Annotated in this window: 1 protein-coding gene; it reads right to left on the bottom strand. The window is 76.1% G+C overall.

Features of this window, described 5'->3' with window-relative positions; translation table 11 throughout:
• Positions 1–7: 7 nt before the first annotated feature.
• Entirely contained in the window at positions 8–17,224 is a 17,217-nt protein-coding gene (locus tag ACZ4UX_RS14235; protein ID WP_465706801.1) for a non-ribosomal peptide synthetase, read from the bottom strand.
• Positions 17,225–17,299: the final 75 nt, after the last annotated feature.

Raw genomic sequence — 17,299 nt, 5'->3', positions numbered from 1 at the left:
CGGGTCCTCACCGTTCGTCATCGTCGGGGCCGCCGTACGCGGCGTCTTCGAGCTCGCTCAGCACCTGCTCCTCCACCAGCTCCGCCAGGGCGGCCACGGTGCGGGAGACCAGGATGTCGCGGGGGGTGAGCGTGACGCCGAAGGCGTCGTTGGCGCGGGAGGCGATCAGCAGGGCGCGCATCGAGTCGCCGCCCAGCAGGAAGAAGTCGTCCTCCACGCCCACGGCCGTCCGCAGGCTCTCCTCCCAGATGGCCGCCACCGCCTCCTCGGTGGGCGTGCGGGGCGGCACGTGGCCGGCCTGCCCCCACTCGACGGGGGCGGGCACGGGCAGCGCCGTCCGGTCGGTCTTGCCGCTCTCGGTGAGCGGGAAGGCGTCCAGGACCGCGAACGCCGAGGGGACCATGTGGCCCGGCAGGGAGCGGGCGGCCAGGGCGCGCAGCTCGGCGCCGGACGGCGCGTCGCCGCCGGGGCCCGCGAGCAGGTGGGCGACCAGGCGAGGCTGCCCCGGCTCGTCCTCCCGCACGCTCACCACGGCGTCCAGGACGGACGGGTGGCGCACCAGGACCGCCTCGACCTCGCCCGCCTCGATCCGGTGTCCGCGCAGCTTGAGCTGGTGGTCCGTGCGGCCCAGGTAGTGCAGCTCGCCTCGGGAGTCGCGGCGCACCCGGTCGCCGGTGCGGTACATCCGGGTGCCGGGCGGACCGAACGGGTCGGCCGTGAACCGCGCCGCGGTCAGCCCCGGCCGGCCCAGGTAGCCGCGGGCCAGGGCCGGTCCGCTCAGCCACAGTTCGCCCGGCACGCCGTCGGCCACCGGCCGCAGCCGGGCGTCCAGGACGTAGGCCCCGGTGGCGGGCAGCGGGCGGCCGATGGGCGGCGCGGCGCCGTCCGGCTCCAGCGGCGCGGACCAGGTGGCGACGACGGTGGCCTCGGTGGGCCCGTAGGAGTTGACCATGCGGTGCCGCGGGGCCCACCGGGCCACCAGGTCGGCGCTGCACGCGTCGGCGCCGACCACCAGCGTCTTGAGGTCCGGCAGCGTGCCGGGGGTGCCGGGCGGCAGGGTGGCCAGGGCGGCCGGGGGCAGCAGGGTGTGGGTGATCCGCTCCTCCCGGAGCACCTGGGCCAGCGGGGCGCCGAGCAGCGGACCGGGAGCGGGGACCACCAGTCGGGCTCCGTGCGGGAGGGACATGCACAGTTCCAGCACGGAGGCGTCGAAGCTGGGGGTGGCGAAGGCCAGCACCCGGTCGCCCGGGGCCACTTGGTAGTGCTCGGCCTCGGCCGCGGCGAACACCGCGAGCCCGCGGTGGGTGAGGACGACGCCCTTGGGGGTACCGGTGGAGCCGGAGGTGTAGATCACGTAGGCCGGGTCGTCCAGGTCCAGCGGGCGGCTGCGGTCGGCGTCGGTGGGCCGGCGGTCGGGCGTGCCGTCCGCCGGTGCGGCCAGCAGGCCGGCCACCTCCTTGGCATCGAGGGTGAGCGCGGGAGCCGCGTCGCGCAGCATCAGCTCGACCCGTTCGTCCGGATAGGTGGGGTCGACCGGCAGGAACGCGGCGCCGGTCTTCGCCACCGCCAGCTGGGCCAGCACCATGTCCGCCGAGCGCGGCAGCAGCAGCGCCACCAGCTCGCCGGGACCGGCGCCGCGCGCGATGAGCCGGTGCGCCAGCCGGTTGGCGTGCGCCTCGACCTCGGCGAAGGACAGCTCCAGTCCCGGGGCGGCCAGCGCCGGTGCGTCCGGCCGACGGTCCACGGCGGCCTCCACCAGGGCGGGCAGCGTGGCCAGGGGCGCCGGGTCGAGCGGCGGTCGCACCGGCCCGTGCAGCAGCCGGGTCCGCTCCCCGGCCGGCAGCACGTCGATGTCGTCCAGCCGGCCGGCGCCGTCCGAGGCGGCCAGCGCGGACAGCGTGTGCAGCAGTTGGGCGGCCAGCGAGCCGGCCGTGCCGTGATCGAAGTACCGCGGGTCGTAGCCGAGTTCCACACTGAGCCGGTCACCGGGTGAAACCACCACGGTGAGCGGGTAGTTGGTGGCCTCCCGGGCCTCCAGGTCGCGGATCAGCAGGCCGTGCGCGCCGGCCGTCGCCTCGCCCACCGGGTAGTTCTCGAAGACGATCAGACTGTCGAACATCGCCGTGCCGGGCGGCAGTTCGCTCAGGGCCTGGATCTCGCTCAGCGGCAGGTGGTCGAACCGGCGGTCCTCGGCCCGGGCCTCCTGCACCGCGCGCAGCCACCCGTCGCAGCTCGCGCCGCCGTCGACGGTGACGCGGGCGGGCAGCGTGGTGATGAAGAGGCCGATGATGGTGTCCGCGCCGACCAGGTCGGCCGGCCGACCGGAGACGGTGGTGCCGAAGCACACCTGCGACTGGCCGCTCCAGCGCGAGAGCAGCAACGCCCAGGCCCCCTGGACCAGGGTGTTCAGGGTGAGGCGGTGGCGACGGGCGAACTCCTGGAGGCGGTGGGTCTCGGCCGCCCCGAGCCGCTGCGACAGCCAGACCCCGGAGCAGGCCGTGGCGTCCTGACCGGGCCTGCGGTCGTAGGGCAGCGCGGTGGGCGTGGCGAGGTCCGCCAGGGCGCCCCGCCAGTGGTCCGCCGCCCGGCCGGTGTCGCGGGTGGCCAGCCAGCCCGCGTAGTCCACGAAGGGCCGGCGCTCGGGCAGGCTCGGCCGCTCGCCGCGGGCGAGCGCCGCGTGGGCGGCCAGCACGTCCGACAGGACCTGGAAGACGCTCCACCCGTCCAGCAGGACGTGGTGGAAGGTCCACACCACGCGCACCGCGTCCGGGCCGAGCCGGACCAGGTCGAGCCGCAGCAGCGGGGCCCGGTCCAGGCCCAGCGGGCGGCCCCGCCGCTCGGCGAGGAACAGTTCCAGTTCCGTCCCGAGCCGCTCGGGCGCCACGGCGCTCCAGTCGTGCTCGGTGACGGGCAGGGTCGCCTGCCGGTGCACCACCTGAAGGGGTACGGGCACGTCGTGCAGCACCACGGAGGTGCGCAGCACCGGTGTGCGGTCGACCACGTGCTGCCAGGCGGCGGCCAGCAGGCGCGGGTCGCGGGCGCCGTCCAGCACGAAGGTGAGCTGCTCGACGTAGAGGCCGCTCCCCGCCTCGTCGAGGCCGTGCACGACCATGCCGGTCTGGGTCGGCGTGAGCGGGTAGATCTCCACCACCTCCCGCCCGGTGCCCGCCAGCCGGTCGACGGCCGGCTGGTCCAGCGGAGCGAGCGGGAAGTCGGAGGGCGTGCGGCCCCCGGCGCCGGGCTCGGCGCAGTGGCGGATGATCGCCCGCAGCTCGTCGGCGAGTTCGGCCGCCAGCCGGGCGACGGTCTCCCGCCGGTGCACCTCCCGGGAGTACGACCAGGTGAACCCCAGCCGTCCCTCGCTCACCTGCCCGAGGACGTCGAGGAGGTGCGGCCGCTCGGCCGAGGGGTCCATACCGCCGCCGAGCGGGCCGGACGGCGCGTGCAGCAGACCGCCCGGTGGGTGGTTCCGGTCCTGGCGCCCCAGGTAGTTGAAGCCGATCCGCGGCAGCTCCGGCAGCGGTGGTCCCCCGGCGGGCCGCAGGTGGCGAAGCGCGCCGTAGCCGAGTCCGCCGCGCGGCACCGTGCGCAGGCTCTCCTTGACCGCCTTCAGCGCGCCGCCGGTGTCCGCGTCCCGGGGCACCTCCAGGGCGACGGGGTACATCGTGGTGAACCAGCCGACGGTGCGGGCGAGGTCGACGTCGTCGAACAGCTCCTCCCGGCCGTGGCCCTCCAGGGTCACCGCCACCCGGTCCCGGCCGGTCCAGCGGGACAGCACGCGGCCCAGGGCGCAGAGCAGGACGTCGTTGACCCGGGTCCGGTAGACCTCCGGCACGTCCTGGAGCAGCCGGCGGGTCTCCTCGGCGTCCAGGCCGACGGTCAGCGCCTCCTCGACGGCCGCCGTGTTGGCGCCGTCGAGGTCCCTCGGCAGCACGCTCGCGCCGTCCCCGTCGTCGAGGCCCTGCCAGTGGACGAGTTCGTCGTCGAAGCCGCCGGCCGCGGTGTGCGCGGCGAGCCGGCGGGCCCAGGCCTGGAACGAGGTGCTCTTGGCCCCGAGGTCGGGCGTCCGACCTTCGCCCAGGGCGCGATAGGCGCGCTCCAGATCCTCCAGGATCAGCCGCCAGGAGACCGCGTCCACCACCAGGTGGTGCGCGGCCAGCAGCAGGACCGGGTGCGCCGCGCCGTCGAAGCGGCACAGCGCGGCGCGCAGCAGGGGCCCGCTGCCCAGGTCGAAGCCGTCCGCCAGGTCGGCGGCGGCCTCGCGCAGCGCCGCCGCGAGGACCCGCGGCTCACCGCCGGGCAGGTCGTGCACCCGCAGGCTGGCCGGCGCGCCGCCGGGGGCGGCTCCGTACTGGCGCCACTGACCGGGGCCGGTCGGCTCGAACCGGAGGCTCAGGGCGTCGTGGTGGGCCAGCACGGCGGTCAGGGCCGCGCGCAGCAGGGTCTCGTCGGCGTCCGCCGCGAGCTGGTAGGAGACCCCCTGGGTGAAGCGGGCGTCACCGCCCAGGGTGTCGAACAGCCAGTGCTGGACGGGGGTGAGCGGAACCTCGCCCACCACCGCGCCCTGCTCGGCGACGACCGCCGCGGCCGGCGCCTCCTCGGCGGCCAGGGCGAGTTCGGCCAGTGTCTGGTGCGAGAACAGGTGCCGGGGGGTCAGCGCGAGCCCGGCCCGGCGGGCGGCCGAGACGATCTGGATCCCCAGGATCGAGTCGCCGCCGAGCGCGAAGTAGTTGTCGTCCGGGCCCACGTCGGGCACACCGAGGACCTCGGACCAGATCGCGGCGAGCAGCCGCTCGGTGCCGGTGCGCGAGGGCCGGTCGCCGACCGCGGCCGGGGTGGCCTGCGGCGGCTCGGACCGGGTGCCCCCCGGCGCCGGGGCCACCGCCGCCGTGCGCCGTTCGAGGGCCGCGCGTCCGCGCGGCGGGTCCGGCAACGGCACGTCGGCCGGCGACTGTTCGAGGTCCGCCGCGATCGCCGCGAGCAGCGTCGCCAGGCCCGCCCCGAGCGCCTCGACGGTCGCCGCGTCGAAGGCGGCCGGGTCGTACTCGAGGCTGACCGACAGCGCCTCGCCGGGCACCACCACCACGCACAGCGGGTAGTTGGTGGGCTCCACGTCGCGTTCGGCCTCGACGGCCAGGCCGTAACGGTTCACCGCGTCCTCGTCGAACGGGTAGTTCTCGAAGACCACGATGCTGTCGAACAGGCTGGTCCCGCCGGGCACCTCGCTCCAGGTCTGCAACTGCGCCAGCGAGACGAAGCCGTGGCGCCGGTCCTCCGACTGGGCGGCCTGCAGAGCACGCAGCCACTCCCGCAGCGGGCGCTGTCCCTCGATCCGCACCCGGGTGGGCAGCGTGTTGATGAACAGCCCCACCATCGAGGTCACGCCGGGCAGTTCGGCAGGCCGACCGGAGACGATGGTGCCGAACACCACGTCGTCGCCGCCGCCGCAGCGCGCGAGCAGCAGCGCCCAGGCGCCCTGCAGCACGGTGTTGACGGTCAGCCCCGCCTGCTGCGCCGTCTCGCGCAGCCGCGGCGACAGGTCGTTGTCGAGCGCCACGCGCACCGACGCGCCGGAGGAGGCGCGGTGGGCCCCGACGGGCCACCGGTCCCGGGGCAGCGGGGTGGCGGCCGGGAATCCGGCGAGGACCTCGCGCCAGTGCCGCTCGGCCCGGGCGGGGTCCTGCCCGGCCAGCCAGCCCAGGTAGTGGCCGAAGGGAGCCCGCTCGGGCGCCGCCGGCGGGCGCCCGGTGGTGAGGGCGTCGTACCGCTCGCACACCTCGTCGAAGACCTGGGCCGCGCTCCACCCGTCCAGCAGGACGTGGTGGAAGGTCCACACCATCCGCACCCGGGTCGGTGACAGCCGGATCAGGGCGAGCCGCATCAGCGGCGCCGTGCGCAGGTCGAGGCCGGCCTGCCGGTCCTCGGCGACCAGACGGGCCGTCTCGCGCTCGATCCGGTCGGTCGGCCACTGCGTCCAGTCGTGGTGGGCCACCGGCACGGCGGCCCGCTGCTGGACGACCTGGTGCGGCTCGGCGCTCTCCTCCCAGGTCAGCCGGGTGCGCAGGACCGGGTTGGCGTCCGCGGTCCGCTGCCACGCCTCGGCCAGGGCGTGCGGGTCGGTGACCCCGGACAGCACCAGCTGCACCTGGTTGAGGTAGGTGCGGCCGTCCGGTTCGAGCAGGCTGTGGAAGAGCATGCCGGCCTGCATCGGCGTCAGCGGGTAGACGTCCGCCACGTCGCGCCCGTCCCCCACGATCCGGTCGACGGCCGCCTGGTCCAGGCGGGCCAGCGGGAAGTCCGCGGGGGTGCGGCCGCCGGCGTCCGGGTCGGCGCAGTGGGCGACGATGCCTTCCAGCGCGCTCACCATGCCGTCCGCCAGCGCGGCCACGGTCCGCTCGTGGTGGCGGCCGGCGCTGTAGTACCAGCTGATCTCCAGGTGGTCGTCCTGGACGCGGGCCACGACGTCGAGCAGGTGCGGGCGCGCCGCGCCGGGCGCCTGCGCGCCGTCGAGCCCGCCCGGGACCGCGCGCACCAGGGCGGCGCCCTCGTCCGACCAGTCGAACCGGCCCAGGTAGTTGAAGCTGATGCCGGGCGTCGCCGCACCGACCAGCTGGGCGTCCCGGGCGAGGTGGCGCAGCGCGCCGTAGCCCAGGCCCCGGTCGGGCACCGCGCGCAGCTGCTCCTTCACGGACTTGAGCGCGGTGCCCCAGTCCCCCTCGGGCACCCGGAGGGCGACGGGGAAGAGCGTGGTGAACCAGCCGACCGTGCGGGACAGATCGATGTCCTCGAAGAACTGGTCCTCGCGCCCGTGCCCCTCCAGCCCGACGGCGACGGTGTCCCGCCCGGTCCATCGGGCGACGACCCGGCCGAGCGCGGTGAGCAGGACGTCGTCGATCCGGGTCCGGTAGACCCCGGGGACCTTGCGCAGCAGTTCGTCGGTGCGTTCCCGGTCCAGCCGGACCGTCACCGCGCGCACGTCGGCCGCGGTGTTGCCGCCCTCGCCGTCCACCGGCAGCGGTGCCGCGCTGTGCCGGGCGACCGCCGTCCAGTGGGCACGCCGGCCGGCGAACCCGCCGCTCGCCGTGTGCTCGCGCAACCGGCGCGTCCATTCCTGGAACGAGCTCGTCCGGGCGGGCAGGCGCAGCGGCTTGCCGGCCGCGGCCTGCCGGTAGGCGGTCTCCAGGTCCTCCAGCAGCACCCGCCAGGAGACCCCGTCGACCACCAGGTGGTGCACGGCCAGCAGCAGCCGGGCGGGCCCGGTGCCGCCGGTGGTGAACAGGCGGGCGGTGAGCAGCGGGCCGGTCTCCAGCCGGAACCCCTCGTGCGCCGCCGCGGTGGCCAGGGCCTCGGCCCGCTCGGCCGCGCCCGGCTCCAGGCCGGCCAGGTCGCAGACTTCGAGCAGCTCGGGCGCGGGGGTGTCCGCCGGGGCGCAGTGCTGGCGGACGCCGCCGTCCGGCTCGGCGGTGAAGCGTGACCGCAGCGCGTCGTGGTGCGCCCACAGGGCCGTCAGGGCGCGGCGCAGCACGTCCGGGTCGACCTCGCCGGGGGTCTCCACGACCACGCTCTGGTTGAAGAAGCCGGCCTGCGGCGGGCGGGGGTCGAGGTACCAGTGCTGGATCGGCGCGAGGGCGACCTCGCCGCTCACCGGCTCGGTGCCGGCGACGGAGCCCGCCGTGCCGGTGATGACGGCCAGTGCGGCGACGGTGGGGTGCCGGAACAGGTCGCGGGGGGTCAGCGCGAGCCCCGCTGCCCGGGCCCGCGAGACGACCTGGATGCTCAGGATCGAGTCGCCGCCCAGCATGAAGAAGTCGTCGTCGACGCCGACCCGGTCCACGCCGAGCAGCTCCGCCCAGATCGCGGCGAGCACCTGTTCGGTCCCGGTGGCCGGAGCCCGGTAGGCACTGTCTCCGGACGCCGCCCAGTCGGGGGCGGGCAGCCGGCGCCGGTCGACCTTGCCGTTGGCCGTCAGGGGCAGCTCGGGCACCGTGACGAACGCGGCGGGCAGCATGTAGTCGGGCAGGTCGGCCGCCAGGTGGCCGCGCAGGGCGGTCGCGGACGGCGCCGCGGCGCCTTCGGCCGGCACCAGGTGGGCGGCCAGCCGCTTGCGGCCGCCGTCCTGGTGGAGCGAGACGACCGCCTCGGCGACGTCCGGGTGGTCGGTGAGTCGCGCCTCGATCTCGGCGGGTTCGATGCGGAACCCGCGGATCTTGATCTGGTCGTCCGCCCGGCCCACGAAGTGCAGTTCGCCGTCGTCGCTCCAGCGCGCGGTGTCACCGGTGCGGTACATCCGCTCCCCCGGCGGCCCGAACGGGTCGGCCAGGTAACGGGTGGCGGTCTCGCCGGGCCGGCCGGCGTAGCCCCGGGCGAGCCCGGCGCCGGCGATGTACAGCTCTCCCACGATGCCGGGCGGTTGCGGCTGGAGCGCGTCGTCGAGCAGGTAGACGCGGGTGTTGTCCAGCGGGCGTCCGATGGGCAGCACCGCGGACAGCGGCTCGCCGGCGCGGAAGACCCGGCGGGTGGCGAAGGTGGTCGTCTCGGTCGGACCGTAGCCGTCGACCACGGTGAGGTCGGGGCACGCCTCCAGGACCCGGCGGACCACCGCGCCCGGCACGGCCTCGCCACCGGTCCACACTTCCCGGGCGCCGCGCAGGCAGCCGGGGTCCTCCTGGGCGAGGAGGCGGAAGAGGCCGGCGGTCAGCCAGAGGTGGCGCACGCCCTGCTCGGTGACGGCGCGCCGGACCACGGCCGCGTCCAGTTCCACCGGAGGGGCCAGCACGGCCGTGCCGCCGCGCAGCAGGGGCACCCACACCTCGTAGGTGGAGGCGTCGAACGCGTGCGGGGAGTGCACGAGCACCCGGTCGTGGCCGGTGAAGGCACGGCCCAGGGCGAGCGCGGCGACATCGCGCTGGCGCACCGCGACGCCCTTGGGCGTGCCCGTCGAGCCGGAGGTGAACATCAGGTACTGGAGGTTGTCGGGGTGGACCGCCGGACCGTCCTGCTCGGGCCGGGCCTCGGCGGCCGCGTCGTGCGTCGGCTCGTCCGGGCGCAGGACGCCGTCGCCGGGGCACAGGTCGCGCGCCGTCGGCTCCCAGTCGGCGTCGGTGAGCACCAGCTCGGCGCCGGCCTCGGCCAGCGTCCGGCGCAGCCGCTCGCGCGGCGCCCGCCCGTCCAGCGGCACGTACACCCCGCCGGTGCGGACCAGCGCCAGTTGGGCGACGATCAGCCACACCGAACGGTTCATCAGCACGCCGACCGGGCGTTCGACCCGGACGCCGAGCGCGGTCAGCCGGCGCGCCAGGGCGGCGGCGCGGGCGTCGAGCTCCCGGTAGCTGAGCCGCTCGTCGCCGGCTTCCAGCGCGACGGCGTCGGGCGTGCGGCGCACCTGTTCGGCGAACAGCTCGGCGACGCTGCGCTCGGGCAGGTCGGTGGCGGTGTCGTTCCAGGCGTGGAGCACCTGGGCGCGGCGCTCCGCGCTCAGCAGCGGCAGCCGGGCGGGCGGGCGCTGGGCGCCGTCGGGCATGCCCGCCAGCAGGACGGTGAGGTACTCGGCCATCCGCCGAGCCGTGGCGGCGTCGAACAGCTCCGGGTCGTAGCAGAGCCGCAGCGCCAGCTCAGGGCCCGGGTAGGCGACCAGGCTCAAGGGGTAGTTGGTGGTCTCGACACCCTCCAGGCCGCTCAGGCGCAGGCCGTGGGCGGCGGCGAGTTCGTCGTCCACCGGGTAGTTCTCGAAGACGACGATGCTGTCGAACAGGGCGGTCCGCTCGGGAAGGCCGGTGAACGTCCGCATCCGGGTCAGTGGCACGAAGTCGAAGCGCCGGTCCTCGTTCTGCTCCCACTGGAGCCGGCGCAGCCAGTCGACCAGCGTGCCGACGGCCGGCACCGCGGCGCGGGTGGGCAGCGTCGCGATGAAGAGGCCGGTGATCGCCTCGGCGCCGGGCAGCTCGGCCGGCCGGCCGGACACCGTGGTGCCGAACACCACCTCGTCACGGCCTGACTGACGCCCCAGCAGCAGCGCCCAAGCGCCCTGGACCAGGGTGTTCAGGGTGAGGCCGGTGGTCTTCGCGAAGTCCTCCAGGGCCCGGGTGGCGGACGCGGGCACGCTCACCCGCACGGCCTGGCCGGACTCCGCGTGGTGGCTCTCGCGCGGCTCGCGGTCCCAGGGCAGCGGCGTCGCCTCGGTCAGGCCGCCGAGGCGCTCCCGCCAGTGCTGCTCGGCCTGGTCCCAGTCGCGCTCGCGCAGCCAGGCCAGGTAGTCGCGGTAGGGAGGGCGCTGCGCCGTCCCGTCCGGGATGTCGAGGCCGTCGAGGACGTCCGGAGCGTCCGGCCCCGCCGCGCAGAGCGCCGCGTGGCAGGCGAAGACGTCCGACAGCACCTGGAACAGGCTCCAGCCGTCCAGGATCAGGTGGTGAAAGGACCAGACCACGCGCACACCGGTCTCCGAGACCCGTGCGAGCACCAGGCGCTGGAGCGGCGCCTGGGCAAGGTCGATGCCGGTCGCGCGGTCGCGGTCCAGCAGGTCGGCCAGCCGCTCGCGGCGCTCCTCCTCGGTCAGCTCGCGCCAGTCCAGGCCGGTGACCGGTACGGGGGCACGGCGCTCGACCACCAGCAACGGCTCGGGCACGTCCTGCCACCGGACGCGGCCGCGCAGCACCGCGCTCCGCCCGGTCACCCGCTGCCAGGCCGCGGCCAGCCGGTCCGGGTCGGGTACGCCCTCCAGGACGAAGGTCAGCTGCTGGAAGTAGGCGGCGCTGTCGGCCTGGGAGAGGGCGTGGAAGAGCATGCCGGTCTGGGTCGGCGTCAGCGGCAGGACGTCCTCCACGGCGCCCGGCTCGGCTCCCACGACGCGGTCCACGGCGGCCTGGTCGAGCCGGACGAGCGGGAAGTCGGACGGCGTGCGGCCGCCCGCGCCCGGCCGGGCCGCGTGCCGGGCGAGGTCGGCCAGCGTGTCGGCGAACCGTCCGGCCAGCGCCTCGACGGTGGCGGGCAGGTACCGCTGGTCGGAGTAGAACCAGCTGAACTCCAGCGCGTCACCGTCGAGGCGTCCGACGACCTCCAGGGCGTGCGGGCGCTCGACCAGGGGGTCGGCGTCCAGCTCCAGCGGACGGAAGGTGCCCCGGTACAGGCCGTCCGGGCCGTCCGGGAACGCGATGCGCCCCAGGTAGTTGAAGCTGACCTGCGCCGTCCTGCCCTGCGCCGTCCTGCCCTGCGCCGCCGCGCCCCGCGCCGTCCCGATCCGGCCCAGCCGGTGCAGCACGTCGTGGCCCAGGCCGTGCCGGGGAACGGCCCGCAGCTGCTCCTTGACCTGCTTGAGGACCGCGTCCCAGTCCGCCTGCGCCGGGACGGCGAGGGCGACGGGGTGCCGGGTGGTGAACCAGCCGACGGTACGGCTGAGGTCGAGGTCGGGGAAGAGTTCCTCCCGCCCGTGCCCCTCGACGTCGACCACCACCCGGTCCTGCCCGCTCCACCCGCACAGGACCCGGCCGAGAGCGCTCAGCAGCACGTCGTTGACCTGGGTGCGGTAGGTCTCGGGCAGGGTGCGCAGCAGGACGGCGGTGTCGGCGGCGCTCAGGCGCACGGTCACCGAGCGGGCCGAGGCGTAGGTGTCGGCGCCCGCCAGGTCGGCCGGGAGCGGGTCCGCGCGGTCCGGGAGGGCCCGCGCCCAGTAGCCCCGCTCGTAATCGAAGCCGCCGTCGGCGGCGTGCGCGTGCAGCCGCTGGGCCCACTGCCGCAGCGGCGAGGACTTGGCGGGCAGCGCCGCCGCTCCGTCGCCGCCGTCGCGGCGGGCCCGGTAGGCCCGGTCGAGGTCCTCCAGCAGCACCCGCCAGGAGACGCCGTCCACCACCAGGTGGTGCACGGCCAGGTGCAGGACGGGCGGGCGGCCGGCCCCGCGCTCGTGCAGCACGGCGCGCAGCTGCGGCCCGTGGCGCAGGTCGAAGGGACCGAAGTGCGGGGTGTCGGTGTCCGGGCCGCGGTGGCGGGCCAGGGCGACCCGGCGGGTCTGCTCGTCGATCCGCCAGCGCGGGTCCGCGCCGTCGGCGGCCCCGAACGATGAGCGCAGGGCGTCGTGGTGAGCGACCAGGTCGTTCAGCGCGTCCTCCAGCGCCGCCGGGTCCAGGTCCTCGGGCAGCCGGACGGACAGCGCCTGGGCGAAGTGGCCGACGCGTTCGGCGCCCTCGTCGAACCACCAGTGCTGGATGGGCGTCAGGGGGCTCTCGCCGGTGGCGGCGACCACGGCGGCGGCGGTCGGCCGCGACCGGTCGGCGGCGTCCGCGCAGCGGGCGAGCGCGGCGACCGTCTGGTGCTGGTAGACGTCCCGGGAGGTCACCGACAGGCCCGACTGCCGGGCGCGGGCGACCACCTGGATGCTCAGGATGGAGTCGCCGCCGAGCTGGAAGAAGTTGTCCTCCGCGCCGACCCGCTCCACCTGGAGGACGTCCGCCCAGATGGCGGCGAAGGCCCGCTCGCTGGGAGAGCGGGGCTCGACGTGGCCCACGGCGCGCGGGGCCGGTCCCGGAGCGGGCAGCCGGCCGCGGTCGAGCTTGCCGTTGGGGTTGAGCGGCAGGGCCGGCAGCACCAGGACCGCCGAGGGGACGAGGTAGTCGGGCAGCGTGAGAGCGAGCTCCCGGCGTACGGCTTCGGGCTCCGTGCGGCCTCCCGGGACGGGGACGACGTAGCCCACCAGGCGCCGGGTGCCCTCGCTCTCGCGGACGGTGGCGGCTGCCTGCGCCACGCCCTCGCAGCCGCGCAGCGCCTCCTCCACCTCCCCCAGTTCGATCCGGAAGCCGCGGACCTTGACCTGCTGGTCGATCCGGCCGACGTACTCCAGCTCACCCTCGGGGCTCCAGCGGGCCAGGTCCCCCGTGCGGTACATCCGCTGCCCCGGAGCGCCGTACGGGTCGGCCACGAACCGGGCGGCGGTCAGGCCCGGGCGGCCGAGGTAGCCGCGCGCCAGGCCGCCGCCACCGAGGTACAACTCGCCGACCACGCCCGGAGGCTGCGGGCGCAGCGCGTCGTCGAGGACGTAGCCGCGGGTCAGCGCGAGCGGCCTGCCGATCGGCGGTGCCTGCTCCGGCAGCCCGTCGCCCGCGAACCAGGCGGTGGCGTACACGGTGGCCTCGGTGGGGCCGTAGAGGTTGGCGATCTCGCACCCGGGCATGACCTCCCGCAGGTCGCGCACCACCTGGGCCGGGAGGGCCTCACCGGCCAGCACGACGGTCCGCGCCTCCACCGGGGCCCCGCCGCCGGCGAGCAGGCGGGAGATCACCGAGGGCACGCCGCTGACCAGCCCGACCTGCCGCCGGCCGGGCGTGTCGGCGAGGGCGGGCAGGTCGGCGACCACCTCGACGCTCCCGCCCACCAGCAGGGGGCAGAGCAGTTCGAAGACCGACACGTCGAAGTTGAGCGAGGTGGCGGCGATCACGTGGTCCAGGCCGCCCGGACCGAACCGCTCCCCCGCCCAGCCGGCGAGCGCGACGACCGTGCGGTGGGTGACCACCACGCCCTTGGGGCGGCCGGTGGACCCGGAGGTGTAGATGACGTAGGCCGGGTGGTCCGGCGCCAGCGGCCCGAGCCGGTCGGCATCCGTCAGATCGGCTTCGTCCGTGCCCGGGGCGTCGGCGAACTCGTCGAGGATCAGGGGCTCGCAGCCCTCCGGCAGCGCGGCGGCCGTCTGCCGGGTGGCGACGACGAGCACCGGCTCGGCGTCGTCCAGCATCAGCCGGATGCGCTCGGCGGGATAGCCCGGGTCCAGCGGGAGGTACCCCGCGCCCGACTTCAGCACCGCCCAGAGCGCCGAGGGCAGCTCGGCGGAGCGGGGCAGGCAGAGCGCGACCAGCTTCTCCGGGCCCGCGCCCCGGGACACCAGCAGCCGGGCGAGGCGGTTGGCACGCCGGTTCACCTGGGCGTAGTCCAGTCGCACCGCGTCGCAGACCACGGCGGTCCGCTCGGGGGTGCGGGCCGCCTGCGCCTCGAACAGCTCGGGCAGGGCGACCTCCGGGGCGGTGTGCCCGGTGCGCGCGGGCGGGTTCCACGAGTCGATCAGGGTGCGCCGCTCCTGCTCCGAGAGCATCGGCAGTTCGGCCAGCCGCAGCTGCGGGCCGTCCGCCATCGCCGCCAGCAGCCGGTGCAGGTGACGGGACATCCGGGCCACGGTCGGGGCCTCGAAGAGGTCCGTGTTGTACTCGACGGTCAGGACGCAGCCGCCCCCGGCGTCCGGGGAGAACTCCAGGACCAGGTCGAAGCGTGCGGCGGGCCGCGGCAGCGGGTGTTCCTCGAGGCGCAGGCCGCCGGCGCTCGGCAGGTCGAGGGGGGCCTGCTGGACGACGAGCACCTGCACCAGCGGGGTGCGGCTGGGGTCCCGGGGCGGGGCCAGCTCCTCGACCACCCGGTCGAAGGGCACCCCGGCGTGGACGAAGGCGTCCAGCACGGTCGTGCGCATGTTCTCGACGAACCGGTCGACGGTGACCGTCTCGTCCACGTCACCGCGCAGCACGACCGTGTTCGCGAAGAAGCCCGTCACGTCCTCCAGCTCGCGGCGCTCCCGCCCGTTGGTGACGGTGCCGAAGGCCACGTCCCGCTGGCCCGAGTAGCGGGAGAACAGCAGCGCGGACGCCCCCGCGAACAGGGTGAACACCGTGGTGCCGCGTCCGGTGGCGAGGTGCCGCAGCCGGGCCACCAGGTCCGCGGGCAGGTGGTGGCGGTGTGCGGCGCCGGAGGTGGTGCGCACCGCGGGCCGCGGCCGGTCGGTGGGCAGGTGCAGGTGCTGCAGCCCGGACAGGTGGCGCTTCCAGTACCCGAGGCTCCCCGCGTCCTCCGCGACCTGCGCGTTCGAGGCTTGACGCCGCTGCTCCCAGACGGCGAAGTCGGGGTACTGGAGGGCCGGCACGGGCAGCGCGTCCGGTTCGCCGGAGACCTCCGCGTGGTAGAGCGCGGCCAGTTCGCGGACCAGGACGCCCACCGACCACCCGTCGGTGATGACGTGGTGCTGCCCCAGCAGCAGCAGGTGCTCGTCGGGGGCCAGGCGCACCAGCAGCGCCCGGGCCAGCGGGCCGCCCGTCAGGTCGTAGGGGCGGCTCAGCTCGTCGGTCAGCAGCCGCTCGGCGGCCTCGGCGCGCCGCACCGCGGGCAGCCCGCCGAGGTCGGCCGTGCGCAGCGGCAGGGCGGCCTGCTGCGCGATCCGCTGCACGCCCTGCCCGTCGACCGTGTCGAACGTGGTGCGCAGCGAGGCGTGCCGGGCGACCAGGCGCCGCAGGGCCCGGCTCAGCGCCTCGGGGTCCGGTGCGCCGTGCAGCCGCAGGGCCACGCCGGTGTTGTACTCCGTCCCGCCGGCCGTGAGGTCGTCGAGGAACCAGAGCCGTCGCTGGGCGTTGGACAGCGGCAGCGGCACCCCGTGCGGGGCGGCCGGGATCGGCTCGGGCGGCGCGGCGGCGCGGTGCCCGCCCAGCAGCGGGGCCAGGGCCGCGACGGATCGCGCGGTGAAGACGTCCCGCAGGGTGAGCCGGACGCCCAGTTCGTCCCTGATCCGGGCCAGGGTGCGGGCGGCGAGGATCGAGTCGCCGCCCAGCTCGAAGAAGTCGTCCGTCGCCCCGACCGTGTCGGCGCCCAGCACGTCCGCCCAGATGGCGGCCAGGGTGCGCTCCGGCGCGGTGAGCGGCGCCGTCCGGTCGGCGGCCGCCGGGCGGACGGGCGCGGGCAGCGCTCGCCGGTCGATCTTGTTCTGCGAGGTGAGCGGCATCGCCGCCAGCACGACGACGACGGACGGCACCAGCTGGGCCGGCAGCGCGGCGGCCAGGTTCGTGCGCAGCTCCGCCGGGTCGGGCGCCCGCTCCGGGTCGGCCGGGGTGACGTAGCCGACCAGGCGTTCGCGGCCCGGCTCGTCCTCGCGGACCACGACGACGGCCTCGCCGACGGCGGTGTCCCGCCGCAGGGCGGCCTCGATCTCGCCCGGTTCGATCCGGAAGCCTCGGAGCTTCACCTGCCGGTCGAGCCGGCCGAGGAACTCCAGTTCTCCCTCGGCGTTCCAGCGCGCCCGGTCGCCGGTGCGGTAGAGCCGGGCGCCCGGTTCTCCGAACGGGTCGGCGACGAAGCGGGCGGCGGTCAGCCCGGCGCGGTTCAGGTAGCCGCGCGCCACCGCTTCGCCACCGATGTACAACTCGCCTTCCATGGACCCCGGTTGCGGACGCATCGCCGCGTCCAGCACATACACCCGGGTGTGCGGCAGGGCCACGCCGATCGTCGGTGTACCGGCACCGGCGGAGAGCGGCCCGGTCCAGGTGGCCACGATGGTGGCCTCGGTCGGACCATAGGAGTTGATCATGCGTCGGCCCGGCGCCCAGCGGTCGACGAGCGCGGGCGGGCAGGCCTCGGCCCCGACGATCAGGGTGCGCAGCCGGTGGGCGGTGCCCGCCGCGGGGGCGGGCAGCGTCGCCAGCGCGGCCGGCGGGATCAGGGCGTGCGTGATGCCGTGCTCGTCCAGGACGGCGGCGAGTTCGTCGCCCAGCCAGGGGCCGCCCGGGGGCACCACGAGCGTGGCCCCGGACAGCACCGAGATGAAGAGCTCCAGGACGGAGGCGTCGAAGCTGGGCGAGGAGAACTGCAGCACCCGGTCACCGGCCCGCACCGCGTACCGCTCGATGGCGGCCGCGGTGAACCCGCCGATGCCGCGATGGGTGACCGCCACGCCCTTCGGCGTCCCGGTGGAGCCCGACGTGTAGATCACGTACGCGACGTGGTCGGCGCCGACCGCCGGCCGGGGAAGGCCGCCCCCTCCCCCGTCCGCCGCGTCCAGCACGGCGCGCACGAAGCCCGGGTCGTCCAGGGTCACCGCGGGCGCCGCGTCGGCGAGCATGAGAGCGCGCCGCTCGGCGGGGTGGTCGGGATCGACCGGCAGGAAGGCGGCGCCCGCCCTCGCGGTGGCCAGCTCCGCCGCGATCAGCTCCATCGAGCGCGGCAGGACCAGTGCCACCGTCCGCTCCGGCCCGGCCCCGCGCCGCACGAGGTACCCGGCCAGCAGGTCGACCCGTGCCGCCAGCTCCCGGTAGCTCCAGGTGCGCCGGCCGTCGGTCACCGCGGGCGCGTCGGGCGTGCGGGCCACCCAGGTGGCGAACAGCTCGCCGAGCGTCGCGCCCCCGTCCACCGGGGACGCCTCGTGCTCGGGCACCCCGAAGGCTTCACCGTCCTGCTGCGAGGGAGGCGCGGGGACGAGGTGGTCGGGCTGGTCGGCCATGGAGATGAGGTCCTTCCGGGCGGGGAGGAGGCGGCGCGAGCGGTTGCGGGCAGCGGAGTGCGACCGGGCACGCCC

The sequence above is a fragment of the Kitasatospora sp. NPDC028961 genome (assembly GCF_055564815.1).
The sequence above is the reverse complement of the archived record's forward strand: the minus strand, read 5'-3'. Positions and strand labels throughout refer to the sequence as shown.

Excerpts from the sequence above, each read along its gene's own strand:
- ACZ4UX_RS14235 (WP_465706801.1), bottom strand. The coding sequence starts at position 17,224 with ATGGCCGACCAGCCCGACCACCTCGTCCCCGCGCCTCCCTCGCAGCAG.